The sequence below is a fragment of the Pseudomonas sp. K8 genome (genome assembly GCF_014889455.1).
Classification (GTDB): domain Bacteria; phylum Pseudomonadota; class Gammaproteobacteria; order Pseudomonadales; family Pseudomonadaceae; genus Aquipseudomonas; species Aquipseudomonas veronii.
In genome coordinates, this window is the sequence record NZ_VJWO01000003.1 from 153,268 (window position 1) to 167,643 (window position 14,376).

A 14,376-nucleotide genomic window follows, 5' to 3' on the forward strand; every position below is an offset into this window, starting at 1 on the left:
TCGGCTGTGTTGGCCGATTTATGCATTGGCCGCAGTGAGTGTTTCCAATAACGCCCATAAATCTGCGAAATGAACGAAAGTCCACAAACTAGCATGCTAAATGACTGCTTCTCCTGGCTCCCTTGACTGGCTAAGCTCTGGGCTTCCAGATACCCGTCCGAGGTTTCCCGCATGTCGCAGCGCACACCCGCCCTCGCTATCGCCCAGATGATCCTCGATGGCTTCGACGATTACCGCGAGCACTTCCGCCAGATCACCGATGGTGCCCGTGAACGTTTCGAAAAGGCCCAGTGGCAGCAGGGCCAGGCGGCTTCGGCGGCGCGTATCAACCTGTATGAGGAGAAAGTCAGCGAAGTGACGAGCCGCCTGCGGGCGAGCTTCGATGACGCCACCCTGATGGACATCGAGGCCTGGCCGTTGGTGAAAAGCGCCTACATCGGCCTGATCGACCTGCGCTTTGACGATGAGCTGTCCGAGACCTGGTACAACTCGATCTTCTGTGGCCTGTTCAGCCATGACCTGATCAGTGACGGCTGCATGTTCGTCCACACCACGCGGCCGAGCCTGCGCCGGGCGAGGGCGGCGCAAACCCGGGTCTACACCCCAGTCGGCAAAATTTCCGACATGCTGGCGCAGATTTTCGCTGATTACAGCTTCAGCGAGCCCTACGCGGACCTGCCGGCCGACCTGCGCCGCCTCGAAGTGCAACTGCGCGAGAACCTGCCGGACTGGGTGTGCAAGGACCCTGAACTGAAGGTCGAGCTGTTTTCCTCGGTGCTCTACCGCAACAAGGGGGCCTACCTTGTCGGGCGCATCTACACCCGCGACGAGCAGTGGCCCCTCGTAATCCCGCTGCTGCACCGCGAAGGGCAGGGCATCCAGATCGACGCGCTGATCACCGACGAAGCCGATGTGTCGATCATTTTCTCCTTCACCCGCTCCTACTTCATGGTCGACGTGCCGGTGCCGGCGGAGTTCATCGGCTTCCTCAAGCGCATCCTGCCGGGCAAGCACATTGCCGAGCTGTACACCTCGATCGGCTTCTACAAGCACGGCAAGTCGGAATTCTATCGCGCCCTGATCAACCACCTGGCCACCACCGACGATCAGTTCATCATGGCTCCCGGTATCCGCGGCATGGTCATGAGCGTGTTTACGTTGCCGGGCTTCAACACGGTGTTCAAGATCATCAAGGACCGCTTCTCGCCGTCGAAAAACGTCAGCCGCGCCACCGTGATCGAGAAGTACCGCCTGGTCAAAAGCGTCGACCGCGTCGGGCGCATGGCCGATACCCAGGAGTTCGCCGATTTTCGCTTTCCGTTGAGCAAGTTCGAGCCCGAGTGCCTGGCCGAATTGCTCGACGTGGCCGCCAGCACCGTTGCCGTCGAAGGCGACACCGTGCTGATCCGCCACTGCTGGACCGAACGGCGCATGACCCCGCTCAACCTCTACCTCGACAACGCCAGCCCCGCCCAGGAACGCGAAGCCCTGGAAGACTATGGCCTGGCGATCAAGCAACTGGCGGCGGCGAACATTTTCCCCGGCGACATGCTGCTGAAGAACTTCGGCGTCACCCGCCACGGCCGCGTGGTGTTCTACGACTACGACGAGATCTGCTACCTCACCGAAGCCAACTTCCGCCACATCCCCGCGCCCCGCACGCCGGAGGATGAAATGGCCTCGGAGCCCTGGTACTCCATCGGCCCGCTGGATGTGTTCCCCGAAGAGTTCCCGCCGTTCCTGTTCGCCGACGCCGGCCAGCGCAAGCTGTTCGATCAACTGCACGGCGAGTTGTACGATGCCGACTACTGGAAGGGCCTGCAGGACGCGATTCGCGCCGGAAAGGTCATCGATGTGTTTCCGTACCGGCGCAAGGAACGTGAGAACGAATGAGGGGCGCGCATGCCGGCGGTTTTCTGCGACAATCCGCCCCCTGCATAAATAGACGACCAAAACGCACCTGATGACTGACCAAGCGCCCGCTATCGACCAACTGTTGAAAAACCTCGATCACGCCATGCTCGCCGACCGCCACCGTTTGCGGCGGCAGTTGCTCGAGCTGCGCAAGAAGCCCGATGAGGAGAAGCTGGCGCAGTGGGTGACGCGCATGCAGGCGTCCTGCGCCCAGGTCACGGCGCGGCGCGCCAGCCTGCCGCTGATCCGCTACGACGACAGCCTGCCGATCGCCGCCAAGCGCGACGAAATCAAGGCGGCGTTGCTCAAGCATCAGGTGCTGATCATCGCCGGCGAGACCGGTTCGGGTAAGACCACCCAGTTGCCGAAAATCTGCCTGGAGATCGGTCGCGGCCAATACGGCCTGATCGGCCACACCCAGCCGCGTCGGATCGCAGCGCGCAGCGTCGCCAGCCGGGTTGCCGAAGAGTTGGCCACGCCGCTCGGCGCACTGGTCGGTTATCAGGTGCGCTTCGAAGACCAGAGTGATTCCAACACCCTGATCAAGCTGATGACCGACGGCATCCTGCTGGCGGAAACCCAGAACGACCGCTACCTCGAACGCTACGACACGATCATCGTCGACGAAGCCCACGAACGCAGCCTGAACATCGACTTCCTGCTCGGCTACCTGAAAACCCTGTTGCCGCGTCGCCCGGACCTGAAAGTCATCATCACCTCGGCGACCATCGACCTGGAGCGCTTCTCCAAGCATTTCGACGATGCGCCGATTGTCGAAGTGTCGGGCCGCACCTTCCCGGTGGACACTTGGTATCGCCCGCTGACCCTGGAACAGGACGAGGAGGGCAACCGCGTCGAGGACGACTTGACCGTCGACCAGGCGATCCTCGCCACCCTCGATGAAATCGCCGCCTACGAGCGCAGCGAGCGGCGCAGCCCTGGCGACGTGCTGGTGTTCCTGCCGGGCGAGCGCGAGATTCGCGATGCCGCCGACATGCTGCGCAAGGCCCAGCTCAAGCACACCGAGATTTTGCCGCTGTATGCGCGCCTGTCACCGGCCGAGCAGCAGCGCATTTTCCAGTCCCACCCCGGCCGGCGCGTGGTGCTGGCGACCAACGTCGCCGAAACCTCGCTGACCGTGCCGGGCATTCGCTATGTGATCGACAGCGGCACCGCGCGCATCAGCCGCTACAGCTACCGCGCCAAGGTGCAGCGTCTGCCCATCGAGGCGATCTCCCAGGCCAGCGCCAACCAGCGTAAAGGCCGCTGCGGCCGGGTCGAGCCGGGGATTTGCATCCGCCTGTACAGCGAAGAAGACTTTATCGGCCGCCCGGAATTTACCGACCCGGAGATCCTGCGCACCAACCTGGCGGCTGTGATCCTGCAGATGCTGCACCTGCGCCTGGGCGAAATCAGCGACTTCCCGTTTATCGAACCGCCGGACGGCAAGGCCATCAGCGATGGTTTCAACCTGCTGCAAGAACTGTCGGCGGTCGACCGCAACAGCCAACTGACCCCGCTGGGCCGCCAGTTGGCGCGCCTGCCGGTGGACCCGCGCATGGGCCGCATGCTGCTCGAAGCCGCCAAGCTGGGCAGCCTGCAGGAAGTGCTGATCGTGGCCAGCGCCATGTCGATCCAGGACCCGCGCGAGCGCCCGCCGGAACGCCAACAGGCCGCCGACCAGGCCCACGCACAATGGAAGGACGCCGATTCGGACTTCGCCGGGTTGGTCAATCTGTGGCGTGGCTTTGAAGAGCAACGCCAGGCACTGACCGCCAGCCCGCTGCGCAACTGGTGTCGCAAGAACTTCCTCAACTACCTGCGCCTGCGCGAGTGGCGCGATTCCCATCGCCAGTTGAGCCTGATCTGCCGCGACATGCAGCTGACCGTCAACAAGGAACCGGCCGACTTCGCGAAACTGCACAAAGCCGTACTGTCGGGCCTGCTCAGTCAGATCGGGCAGAAAACCGAAGACGGCGATTACCTCGGTGCGCGTCAGCGGCGCTTCTGGATTCACCCGTCGTCGGGCATCGGCAAGAAACGTCCGCAGTGGCTGATGACCGCCGAGCTGGTCGAAACCACCAAGCTGTACGCACGCATGGTGGCGAAGATCGATGCCGACTGGATCGAACCGCTGGCCGGGCACCTGATCAAGAAAAACCACTTCGAACCGCATTGGGAGAAGAAGCGCGGCCAAGTGGTGGCGTTCGAGCAGATCACCCTGTTCGGGCTGATCGTGGTCGGGCGCCGGCCGGTGCATTACGGGCCGGTCGACCCGGTGGTGTCGCGTGAGCTGTTTATCCGCGAAGGCCTGGTGCGCGGCGAGATTCAGTCCCGGGCCAAGTGCCTGACCGCCAATCAGCAGTTGCTGGAGCAGCTCGACGAGCTGGAAGCCAAGGCGCGTCGGCGCGACATCCTGGCCGACGAAGAGACGCTGTACGCGTTCTACGATGCGCGCTTGCCGGCGGAGATCCACCAGACCGCGACGTTCGACAGCTGGTACAAGGTCAACAGCCAGAAAGACCCGCAATTGTTGATCATGCGCGAGGAAGACGTGCTGGCCCGCGACGCCAGCGAAGTCACCGCCGCGCATTACCCGGACACCCTGCACCTGGGCGATCTGGCGCTGGCCTTGAGTTACCACTTCGAACCCAACCACCCGCGTGACGGCGTGACCTTGCGCGTGCCGGCGCCGCTGTTGCCGGCGTTGCCCGCCGAACGCCTGGAATGGCTGGTGCCCGGGGTGATCGAAGCCAAGTGCATCGCCCTGGTGCGCAACCTGCCCAAGGCCCTGCGCAAGAATTTCGTGCCGGTGCCGGACTTCGTCAGGGCCGCCCTGCAACGTATCGAATTCGCCCAGGGCTCGCTGCCCCAGGCGCTGGGGCGCGAACTGCTGCGCATGACCGGCGCGCGCGTCAGCGATGAAGCCTGGGCCGAGGCCGCGCAACAGTTGGAAAGCCACCTGAAGATGAACCTGGAAGTGGTCGACGGCCAGGGCAAGTTTCTCGGCGAAGGCCGCGACCTGGCCGAACTGACCGCGCGCTTTGCCGAGGCCAGCCAGGCCGCGTTGGCCGTGCCGCAAACGGCAAAAAGCCAACAGCCGGTGGAAGCCAAGGTGTTCGCGGCGGTGGCCGAGAAGACCCAGCAAAAGATCGCCGGGCTGTCGATGACGGTGTACCCGGCGCTGGTGGAAGAAAACGGTACGGTCAAGGAAGGACGTTTCTCCACCGCCGCCGAGGCCGAGTTCCAGCACCGTCGGGCCTTGCAGCGCCTGCTGATGCAGCAATTGGCCGAACCGGCAAAATTCCTGCGCGGCAAATTGCCCGGCCTGACCGAGCTGGGCCTGATGTACCGCGAACTGGGGCGCATCGAGGCGCTGGTGGAAGATATTTTGCTGGCCAGCCTCGACAGCTGCGTGCTGGAAGGCGAAGCCAGCCTGCCGCGTGACGGCGCCGGGCTGGCGGCGCTGGCCGAGCGCAAGCGTGGCGGTTGGACCGAACACGCCGAGCGCCTGGCGCGCTTGACCCTGGACGTGTTGAAACTCTGGCACGGCCTGCAAAAGCGCTTCAAAGGCAAGATCGACCTGGCCCAGGCGGTGGCCTTGAACGATATCAAGCTGCAACTGAGCAATCTGGTTTATCCCGGCTTTGTGCGCGAAACTCCGGCGCAGTGGTTCAAGGAGTTGCCGCGTTTCCTCAAGGCGATCGAGCTGCGTCTGGAAAAACTGCCCAGCCAGGTGCAAAAAGATCGGGTGTGGAGCGGCGAGCTGGCGGGCCTGTGGGCGCAGTACCAGAACCGTTTGAACAAGCATGCCCAGGAAGGCAAGCACGACCCCCAGCTAGCGCTCTATCGCTGGTGGTTGGAGGAATATCGGGTGTCGTTGTTTGCCCAGCAGTTGGGCACCCGGGTGCCGATTTCCGACAAGCGCCTGAGCAAGCAATGGAGCCTGGTCGAAGCGTGATCACCCCAATGGGCAATGGCGCTTATCCGGGATATGGCGCCAAATCCCCAGGTTTGTGGCAAACTTCGCGGTTATAAATGCCGGGAGCGTCGTGATGGGCTGGTGTGCAGCCGCGGCGCGATGGAATAAAGCGTTGCCAGTTTGATGCCCGCTGGACGGAATCAAACGACTTACAGTTTGGTACGACGGTACCAATATCTTCTGCCTGACAGATTTAGAGGAACGACCGTGCATAACGTCGTCATCAGCGGCACTGGCCTGTACACCCCGGCCAACAGCATCTCCAACGAAGAGCTGGTGCAGTCTTTCAATACCTATGTGCAGCAGTTCAACACGGAGAACGCCGCCGCCATCGAACGCGGTGACGTGCAGGCGCTGACGGAGTCCAGCGCAGCCTTCATCGAGAAGGCGTCGGGCATCAAGAGCCGTTTTGTGATGGACAAGGACGGCATCCTGGACCCGCAGCGCATGACCCCGCGCCTGCCCGAGCGCAGCAACGACGAATGGTCGGTGCTCTGCCAGATGGCCATCGGCGCCGCCGAACAGGCCCTGCAGCGCGCCGGCAAGACCGCCGCCGACATCGACGGGGTGATCGTCGCCTGCTCCAACCTGCAACGCGCCTACCCGGCCATCGCCATCGAAGTCCAGGAAGCCCTGGGCATCGCCGGTTTCGGCTTCGACATGAACGTGGCGTGTTCCTCGGCGACCTTTGGCATCCAGAACGCCGCCAACAGCATCAAGCTGGGCCAGGCCCGGGCGATCCTGATGGTCAACCCGGAAGTCTGCACCGGCCACTTGAACTTCCGCGACCGCGACAGCCACTTCATTTTCGGTGACGCGGCCACTGCGGTGATCCTCGAGCGCGCTGACCTGGCGACCTCCGAGCACCAGTTCGACGTGGTGAGCACCAAGCTGCTGACCAAGTTCTCGAATACCATCCGCAACAACTTCGGCTTCCTCAACCGCGCGGCGGAAGAGGGCATCGGCGCGCCCGACAAGCTGTTCGTGCAGGAAGGCCGTAAAGTCTTCCGGGATGTCTGCCCGATGGTCGCTGAGTTGATCGGCACGCACCTGGCGGAAAACCAGTTGAATGTGAACGACGTGAAGCGCTTCTGGTTGCACCAGGCCAACCTGAGCATGAACCACCTGATCGTGAAGAAGCTGCTGGGGCGTGAAGCCACGGTGGAAGAAGCACCGGTGATTCTCGACACCTACGCCAACACCAGCTCGGCGGGTTCGGTGATCGCGTTCCACACTTACCAGGACGACCTGCCCAAAGGCGCCGTGGCGGTACTCAGTTCGTTTGGCGCCGGCTATTCGATCGGCAGCGTGATCCTGCGCAAACGCTGATTCCGCGGCTCGCCGCGGTCAAATGTGGGCGCTGGCAAGCCAGCCCCCACACCGATCGCGTTCTCACTTGGAAACCGAGGTCTCGAATGGCAGTAGCGGACGACGCGCACCTGCTTGAACGCTTGCTCAAGGGCGAGCAGCGGGCCTACAAGGAATTGGTCAGCCAATACCAAAGCGCCATGCGCGCGGTGGCCTATGCGATTGCCGGTCAGCGTCATGCCGACGAAGTGGTACAGGACGCCTGGCTGTCGGTGGTACGCAACCTGCCAAAGTTCGAAGGGCGCTCCAGCCTCAAGACCTGGCTGCTGACCATCACCGCCAATGCCGCCAAGAGCCGCTACAAACAGAATCGTCGCGAAGTGTTACTCGATGATTTGCCCTCGCCCCACGGCACGATCGGCGATGAGCGTTTCAGCGCGGATGACGGTCACTGGGCTGTCGCCCCTTTTGCCTGGCACCAGGACACCCCGGAAGCCCTGCTCACGGAGGACGAACTGCGCAAATGCCTGGAACATACGTTGCTGAGTTTGTCGGAACTGCAAAGCAGCGTACTGGTGCTGCGTGAACGCCAGGGCCTGGAGTTGGAGGAGATTTGTAATCTTCTGACGCTTTCGCTCTCCAATGTGCGGGTGCTGTTGCATCGCGCACGGCTTAAAGTCTTCGCCACGGTGGAGCATTTTGAGGAAACCGGCGAATGTTGACGTGTAAAGAGCAAGTGGCGCGTTCCAGTGACTTTCTCGATGGTCAGTTGACCTTTCGCGAGCGGCTGCTGGTGCGTCATCACTTGATGTTCTGCCCTAATTGCCGGCGTTTTATCCGTCAGATGCGCTTGCTGCAGGCGACATTGCGGATCATGCCGCAGGCGCCGGTACAGGATGTGGATGCCTTGGCTGAACGGCTGGCCGCCGAGCGGCGCAAGGATCAGTAACGGCGGGGGGAAGGCAGACTCGCATGGGGGAATCGGACGGATGATGGGGACCGATTCACCCACGCCAGGCTGTTACAGCCACCCCGGGCCATCCTGGCCCAAGGCGTGTCGCACTTACATTTAGAACTTGGCTTCAGCATCCAACTGCAGGGTGTTGGTGTTGGCATCACGCTGCGTGCGGCTGGCGTAGTCAGCCTTGGTCAGGAAGTACGTGGCGCCGACAGCGAAGTTCTTGTCGATGTCGTAGCTGACCTTCATCTTATGACCGCGCGAACCGGTGGTGCCGTTGGCGAAGTCCGAATCGGTGAAGGCGCCTACCACAGCGTTACGTTGTGTATCGCGGTAGTTGTAGTCCAGGTTGAAACCGAACACCTTGGACTTGGCACCCAGCAACCAGGCGGTGTCCTGATCGGTGGAAGCATCGTTGTTCTTCACGTACTGACCGTAGAACGCCAGCGGCACGGCCAGGCCACCGATGTCGGCTTGGGCAAAACCTTCGTACAGACGGAACTGTTCGTTCGCCGAGTTGCCGTTGACCGCCAGTGCGCAAGGCGTGGTGCTGCTCGTACAGGTGCTGTTTTCGTCGTTCTGGTAGGCGTAGATACTGCCGCCCAGGGTCATTTTCAGGTTGTCGGTCACCGAGAAACGCGTGCCCAACTGGCCGGAAGTCAGGCGCAGGTCGTGGCGGAATTGCACGCCGTCGCCGTCGACGTTGTCCTTGAGGTTGTAGTTACCGAGGCTGCCGAACAGCTCGGCGCTGCTACCCAGCGGGTATTTGTAGGTCAGGGCCAGACCTTCCGGGTTGATATCGCTATCCCAGATCACGTCGCCCATGTTCACCCATGGCTGGAGCATCTTGCCGCCGATGACGTGCAGGTTCTTGATCTGCTTCGGGTGGTAGTCGATGTAGCCGAGGTCCAGCCAGATCGACTTCTTGTCGAAGTAGTTGTCCTGGTCCTGGTTGGTGGAGCGTGCATCGTCGCTGCTGCCGGTGGCGATACGAATGCCGGTGTCGACCTGGTCGTTGATCTGGGTGTAGGCGCCGAGACGGGCACGGATACGCTGACGGTCCTTGTCACGGCCACCGTTGTTGGATTCGCCCTGGATCTTCACGGTTTCCTGACGGAAGCGCACGTCACCCTTGAACTGGGTCTTGGCGGCCCAGGCAAGTTTCTGGTCGAACACGCTCAGGTCGTTGGCTTTTTTCGCGGTGGCCGCGATCTGTTCGTTGGTCTCTTGTTGAGCTTGCTGTGCGATCTGCTTTTCTTTCTGATCCTTGGCCAGCTCAGCTTGCAGTTCAGTGTACTGCGATGCCGAGATTTGACCGTTGGCCTTGAGCATGTCGAGCAATTTAGCGTCGACTGCAGCGCTGGCCGGAACGCTCAGGGCCAGCAGCAAGCCGCCACAAAGGGCCGCCGCAGTTTTAGTGGAAGCAAGACGCATATCAATCTCCGAAAGTGAGGAGGGATGGCAAACCATCCAGGACACAACCGACCGATGACGGACGGAAAAATAACTGCCGGGGTAGAACCAGGCGCGCTAAAAACAGGCGTCAGTATCGCGATCGTTTATGACGGCGCAGTGGCGAACTGATGTCAGGTAGATGACAAATTATTTATGAACGGAACTATTGGTTTAGAGCCTTGTCCGGCGATTTGGAGGTGTGTCGGGAGCGGCGATAAGCGATACTCGCGAGGCTTTCACGCCCTGAAGTAGTGAGGATGCCGATGCCGCTGCAACGCCTGGACAGCCTGTCCGAAATCGCCCCGCAGGCCTGGGACGCCCTGGTGCCGCAGGCCCAGCCCTTTGTGCGACATGCGTTCCTGAGCGCGCTGGAAGACAGCGCCAGCCTCGGCCCGCATTCGGGTTGGCAGCCTGAGCATTTACTGCACTGGGACGGTGATCGGCTGGTGGCGGCATTGCCCGGTTATCGCAAATGGCATTCCTCTGGCGAGTACGTCTTCGACCACGGCTGGGCGCAGGCCTGCGAGCGGGCCGGTATCGATTACTACCCCAAGCTGTTGGTCGCCGTGCCGTTCAGCCCGGTCAGCGGCCCGCGCCTGTTGGCCGCCAGCGCCGAAGACGGTTTCGAGTTGCTCGGCAGCCTGCCCGGTTACCTGGAAATCGAAGGGCTCTCCAGCGCCCATATCAACTTCACCGACCCGCTGGCGGATGACGCCCTGGCCCGACAGCCGGGCTGGTTGCTGCGCCTGGGCTGTCAGTTTCACTGGCAGAACCGCGGCTACCGGGATTTCCAGGACTTCCTTGACGCCTTGAGTTCGCGCAAGCGCAAACAGATGCGCAAGGAACGCGAACAGGTGGCGGGGCAGGGCATCGAGTTCGAATGGTTGCAAGGCCATGAACTGAGCGAGGCGCAGTGGGATTTCGTCTACGCCTGCTACGCCAACACCTACGCGGTGCGCCGCCAGGCGCCGTACCTGACCCGTGCGTTTTTCAGCCTGCTAGCCGAACGCATGCCCGAAGCGATCCGCGTGGTGCTGGCCAAACAAGGCACACGCCCGGTCGCGATGGCGTTCAGCTTGATCGGCGGCGACAGCTTCTTTGGGCGTTACTGGGGCTGCCTGGCGGAATTCGACCGCCTGCATTTCGAAACCTGCTTCTACCAAGGCATGGATTACGCCATCGCCCACGGCTTGCAGCGCTTCGATGCCGGTGCCCAGGGCGAGCATAAATTGATTCGCGGGTTCGAGCCGGTGATCACCCGGTCGTGGCACTACCTGCGTCATCCAGGGTTGAAGACGGCCGTCGAAGACTTCCTGGAGCGCGAGCGGGTGGGGATTCTGGCGTATGCCGAAGAGGCGAGGGCAGCCCTGCCGTATCAGCAGGGCTGAACCCGTTTTGCCTCAGGCCGGCTCCTCCTTGCCCAACCATCGATAGGCCACGCCGCCGATCACCGCGCCGAGGATCGGCGCGAGCCAGAACATCCACAATTGCTGGATCGCCCACCCGCCCACGATCAGTGCCGGTCCCGTACTGCGGGCCGGGTTGACCGAGGTGTTGGTCACGGGAATCGAGATCAGGTGGATCAAGGTCAGCGCCAGGCCGATGGCGATGGGGGCGAGGCCCTTCGGGGCACGCGGGTCGGTGGCGCCGAGGATGATCAGCACGAACATCGCTGTCATCACCAGCTCACAGACAAACCCCGCTGCCATTGAATAGCCGCCAGGCGAATGCTCGCCATAGCCGTTGGAGGCCAGGCCTGACGCCAGTTCGAACCCCGGTTTGCCGCTGGCGATCACATACAACAGCGCAGCGGCGATAATGCCGCCAATGACCTGGGCAACGATGTACGCCGGTAACTCCCTGGCCGGAAACCTGCCGCCCACGACCAGCCCCACCGATACCGCCGGGTTGAGGTGACAACCGCTGATGTGCCCGATGGCGACCGCCATGGTCAGTACCGTGAGCCCGAAGGCCAGGGCCACCCCCAACAACCCGATGCCGACTGCGGGAAACGCCGCGGCCAACACCGCACTCCCGCAACCGCCCAGCACCAGCCAAAACGTACCTAAACCTTCTGTGACTGAACGCTTGAACAAAGACATGTACCCGTCCTTGATAGATCGCTCTACCGAATCAGTAAATCAGTGATGCTCCCTGCGATTTACTTCAGCGCCCGTCTTGGCACTGCACTGAGTACAGCACGGTTGCGGCACAAATCCAGGACACCCATGTGGGAGCAAGCCCCTCCCACCTTTTGAGTTGTATAGGCCCGGCAGTTTCAGTCGATGCCGACGAAGCCCCCGGTCTGGTGCTGCCACAGCCGCGCATACAGCCCGCCGTGGGCGAGCAACTGGGCATGGCTGCCGGTCTCGGCGATCTGGCCTTTCTCCAGCACCACCAGGCGGTCCATCCGCGCAATGGTCGACAAGCGGTGCGCAATCGCAATCACCGTCTTGCCTTGCATCAGGGTTTCCAGGCTTTCCTGGATCGCCGCTTCGACTTCCGAATCCAGCGCCGAGGTGGCTTCGTCCATGATCAGGATCGGCGCATCCTTGAGCAGCACCCGCGCGATGGCGATGCGCTGGCGTTGCCCGCCGGACAGTTTCACGCCGCGCTCGCCCACATGGGCATCCAGCCCGGTGCGGCCTTCGGCGTCCGACAGCTGCGGGATGAACTCATCGGCACGCGCCTTGCGTATGGCCGCCCAGAGTTCTTCGTCGCTGGCGTCCGGTTTGCCATACAACAGGTTCTCGCGGATCGAGCGGTGCAGCAGCGACGTGTCCTGCGTGATCATGCCGATCTGTTCGCGCAGGCTTTCCTGGGCGACCTCGGCGATGTTCTGACCGTCGATCAGGATGCGCCCGCCTTGCAGGTCGTACAGGCGCAGCAGCAGGTTGACCAGGGTCGATTTGCCTGCGCCGGAGGGGCCGATCAGGCCGATTTTTTCACCGGCCTCGATGGTCAGGTTCAGGCCGCCAATGATCCCGCTCTTCTTGCCGTAGTGGAAATCCACCTGCTCGAAGCGCACTTCGCCATGGGGTACGGTCAGGCGTGGAGCGTTGTCGCGGTCGACCACGGCCAGCGGCTGGGCGATGGTTTTCAGGCCGTCCTGCACCATGCCGATGTTTTCGAAAATGCCATTGACCACCCACATGATCCAGCCGGACATGTTGACGATGCGAATCACCAGGCCGGTCGCCAGGGCAATCGCGCCCACGGAAATCAGCGAATGGGTCCACAACCACAGGGCCAGGCCGGTGGTGGTGACGATCAGCAGGCCGTTCATGGTGGTGATCACCACGTCCATGCTGGTCACCACGCGGCTGGCCAACTGGGTTTTTTCGGTCTGCTCGATGATCGCTTCCTTGGCGTATTCCTGCTCGGATTGGGTATGCGCGAACAGCTTCAAGGTGGTGATGTTGGTGTAGCCATCGACGATGCGGCCCATCAACTTGGAGCGCGCTTCGGAGGAAATCACCGAACGCGCTTTCACCCGCGGCACGAAGTAGCGCAATGCCAGGCTGTAGCAGACGATCCAGGTCACCAGCGGGATCATCAGGCGCCAGTCGGCCTCGGCAAACAGCACCAGGGAACTGATGGCGTAGATCGCCACGTGCCAGATCGCATCCACGGCCGCCACGGCGGAATCGCGCAGGGAGTTGCCGGTTTGCATGATGCGCTGGGCGATGCGCCCGGCGAAGTCGTTCTGGAAGAAGTTCAGGCTCTGCTTGAGCACGTAGCTGTGGTTTTGCCAACGGATCAGGCTGGTCATGCCGGGGCTGATGGTCTGGTGGACCAGCAGGTCATGCAGGGCGCCGAAGATCGGGCGCAGCAGCAGGGCGACCACGCCCATCCAGATCAGCTCGGTGCTGTGGATCTGGAAAAAGTTCGCGGGCGGCGTGCCCTGGGCCAGGTCGATGATGCGGCTCAGGTAGCTGAACAGCGCGACTTCGATCAGTGCGCCGATCAGGCCCACCACCAACAGCGCGGCGAAACACGGCCACACCTGACGCAGGTAGTAGAGGTAGAAGGGCAGGACTTTATCGGGAGGGGCGGCGCTGGGCGCGTCGCGGAAAATATCGATCAGTTGTTCGAAACGACGATAGAGCATTAGGGTTGACGCCCGCCCGGCGGGCTCTCCTGTTCAAAGGCGCGCGACGCCTTGTGAGCGCCGCGCGGAACTACCTGCGGACCTCAGTCGATGCGCTTGGCCGACTTGATCAGGACAGGATCGATTGGCACGTTCTGCATGCCTTGTTTGGTGGTGGTCTGCGAGTTGACGATGATGTCGACCACGTCCATGCCTTTGACCACTTTGGCGAACACGGCATAACCGGCATCGCGGCCTGGATCGAGGAAGGCATTGTCCGCGACGTTGATGAAGAATTGGCTGGTGGCCGAATCCGGGTTCGAGGTGCGGGCCATCGACAGCGTGCCACGCACGTTATGCAGGCCGTTGCTGGCTTCGTTCTTGATCGGTGGGTTGGTGTCTTTTTGCGCCATCTGCGCAGTGAACCCGCCGCCCTGGACCATGAAGCCCGGGATCACACGGTGGAAAATCGTGTTGGTGTAGAAGCCCTTGTCGACGTAGGCCAGGAAGTTCTTGCTACTGATCGGCGCCTTGACCGGGTCCAGTTCGATTTCAATGTCGCCGTTGGTGGTGGAGATCAATACGTGGGGCGCCTTGGCGGGCTCGGCGGCCATCAGGTTGGCAGCGAACAGAACGGAACCGGCAAAGAAGGCGATTTTTTTCAGCATG

10 protein-coding genes are annotated in these 14,376 nt (G+C 62.1%); 6 read left to right on the forward strand and 4 right to left on the reverse strand.

What is annotated here, in order from left to right; genetic code table 11:
• Positions 1-171: 171 nt before the first annotated feature.
• The 5 genes from aceK to INT12_RS03500 all read left to right on the forward strand — a co-directional run bounded on the left by aceK (position 172) and on the right by INT12_RS03500 (position 8,153).
• Positions 172-1,893, forward strand: coding sequence for a bifunctional isocitrate dehydrogenase kinase/phosphatase (gene aceK, locus INT12_RS03480; RefSeq protein ID WP_046489433.1), 1,722 nt, complete (start codon positions 172-174; stop codon positions 1,891-1,893).
• Positions 1,894-1,963: 70 nt separating this feature from the next.
• Positions 1,964-5,875, forward strand: a complete 3,912-nt coding sequence (hrpA, locus tag INT12_RS03485; protein ID WP_193039560.1) for an ATP-dependent RNA helicase HrpA — start codon at positions 1,964-1,966, stop codon at positions 5,873-5,875.
• 228 nt (positions 5,876-6,103) lie between these two features.
• Positions 6,104-7,225 (forward strand): beta-ketoacyl-ACP synthase III, encoded by a 1,122-nt coding sequence (locus tag INT12_RS03490; RefSeq protein WP_017845271.1) that lies wholly within the window; start codon positions 6,104-6,106, stop codon positions 7,223-7,225.
• An 86-nt stretch (positions 7,226-7,311) separates the two neighbouring features.
• Positions 7,312-7,926, forward strand: a complete 615-nt coding sequence (locus tag INT12_RS03495; RefSeq protein ID WP_017845272.1) for an RNA polymerase sigma factor — start codon at positions 7,312-7,314, stop codon at positions 7,924-7,926.
• A complete protein-coding gene (locus INT12_RS03500; RefSeq protein ID WP_017845273.1) occupies positions 7,920-8,153 on the forward strand; it encodes an anti-sigma factor family protein in 234 nt (77 codons plus the stop codon). Before INT12_RS03495 ends, INT12_RS03500 begins: the two co-directional genes overlap by 7 nt.
• Positions 8,154-8,273: 120 nt before the next feature.
• Here INT12_RS03500 and INT12_RS03505 read toward each other — a convergent pair whose 3' ends face one another.
• Positions 8,274-9,596 carry a putative porin gene (locus INT12_RS03505; protein ID WP_141123255.1) on the reverse strand — a complete coding sequence of 441 codons (1,323 nt, stop codon included), beginning with the start codon at positions 9,594-9,596 and terminating at the stop codon, positions 8,274-8,276.
• Between the two features lie 284 nt (positions 9,597-9,880).
• On the opposite strand from INT12_RS03505, the gene INT12_RS03510 reads away from it, so the two are divergent.
• Positions 9,881-11,005, forward strand: a complete 1,125-nt coding sequence (locus INT12_RS03510; protein ID WP_193039559.1) for a GNAT family N-acetyltransferase — start codon at positions 9,881-9,883, stop codon at positions 11,003-11,005.
• 12 nt (positions 11,006-11,017) lie between these two features.
• Here the strand turns inward: INT12_RS03510 and aqpZ are convergent, their stop codons facing one another.
• The 3 genes from aqpZ to INT12_RS03525 form a co-directional block, all read right to left on the reverse strand.
• Entirely contained in the window at positions 11,018-11,719 is a 702-nt protein-coding gene (aqpZ, locus tag INT12_RS03515) for an aquaporin Z (protein ID WP_046489436.1), read from the reverse strand.
• Positions 11,720-11,895: 176 nt separating this feature from the next.
• The gene (locus INT12_RS03520; protein WP_046382464.1) at positions 11,896-13,728 is read right to left on the reverse strand and encodes an ABC transporter ATP-binding protein; all 1,833 of its coding nucleotides are present in this window, start codon (positions 13,726-13,728) and stop codon (positions 11,896-11,898) included.
• Between the two features lie 83 nt (positions 13,729-13,811).
• On the reverse strand, positions 13,812-14,375 hold the full coding sequence (locus INT12_RS03525) for a peptidylprolyl isomerase A (RefSeq protein WP_017845278.1): 564 nt from the start codon (positions 14,373-14,375) through the stop codon (positions 13,812-13,814).
• Position 14,376: the final 1 nt, after the last annotated feature.

What these genes read in the sequence shown, in the direction of transcription:
- INT12_RS03525 (WP_017845278.1), bottom strand. Translation starts at nt 14,375, where the DNA reads ATGCTGAAAAAAATCGCCTTCTTTGCCGGTTCCGTTCTGTTCGCTGCC.
- INT12_RS03500 (WP_017845273.1), top strand. Translation starts at nt 7,920, where the DNA reads ATGTTGACGTGTAAAGAGCAAGTGGCGCGTTCCAGTGACTTTCTCGAT.
- INT12_RS03510 (WP_193039559.1), top strand. Translation starts at nt 9,881, where the DNA reads ATGCCGCTGCAACGCCTGGACAGCCTGTCCGAAATCGCCCCGCAGGCC.
- INT12_RS03505 (WP_141123255.1), bottom strand. Translation starts at nt 9,596, where the DNA reads ATGCGTCTTGCTTCCACTAAAACTGCGGCGGCCCTTTGTGGCGGCTTG.
- aceK (WP_046489433.1), top strand. Translation starts at nt 172, where the DNA reads ATGTCGCAGCGCACACCCGCCCTCGCTATCGCCCAGATGATCCTCGAT.
- INT12_RS03495 (WP_017845272.1), top strand. Translation starts at nt 7,312, where the DNA reads ATGGCAGTAGCGGACGACGCGCACCTGCTTGAACGCTTGCTCAAGGGC.
- hrpA (WP_193039560.1), top strand. Translation starts at nt 1,964, where the DNA reads ATGACTGACCAAGCGCCCGCTATCGACCAACTGTTGAAAAACCTCGAT.
- aqpZ (WP_046489436.1), bottom strand. Translation starts at nt 11,719, where the DNA reads ATGTCTTTGTTCAAGCGTTCAGTCACAGAAGGTTTAGGTACGTTTTGG.
- INT12_RS03520 (WP_046382464.1), bottom strand. Translation starts at nt 13,728, where the DNA reads ATGCTCTATCGTCGTTTCGAACAACTGATCGATATTTTCCGCGACGCG.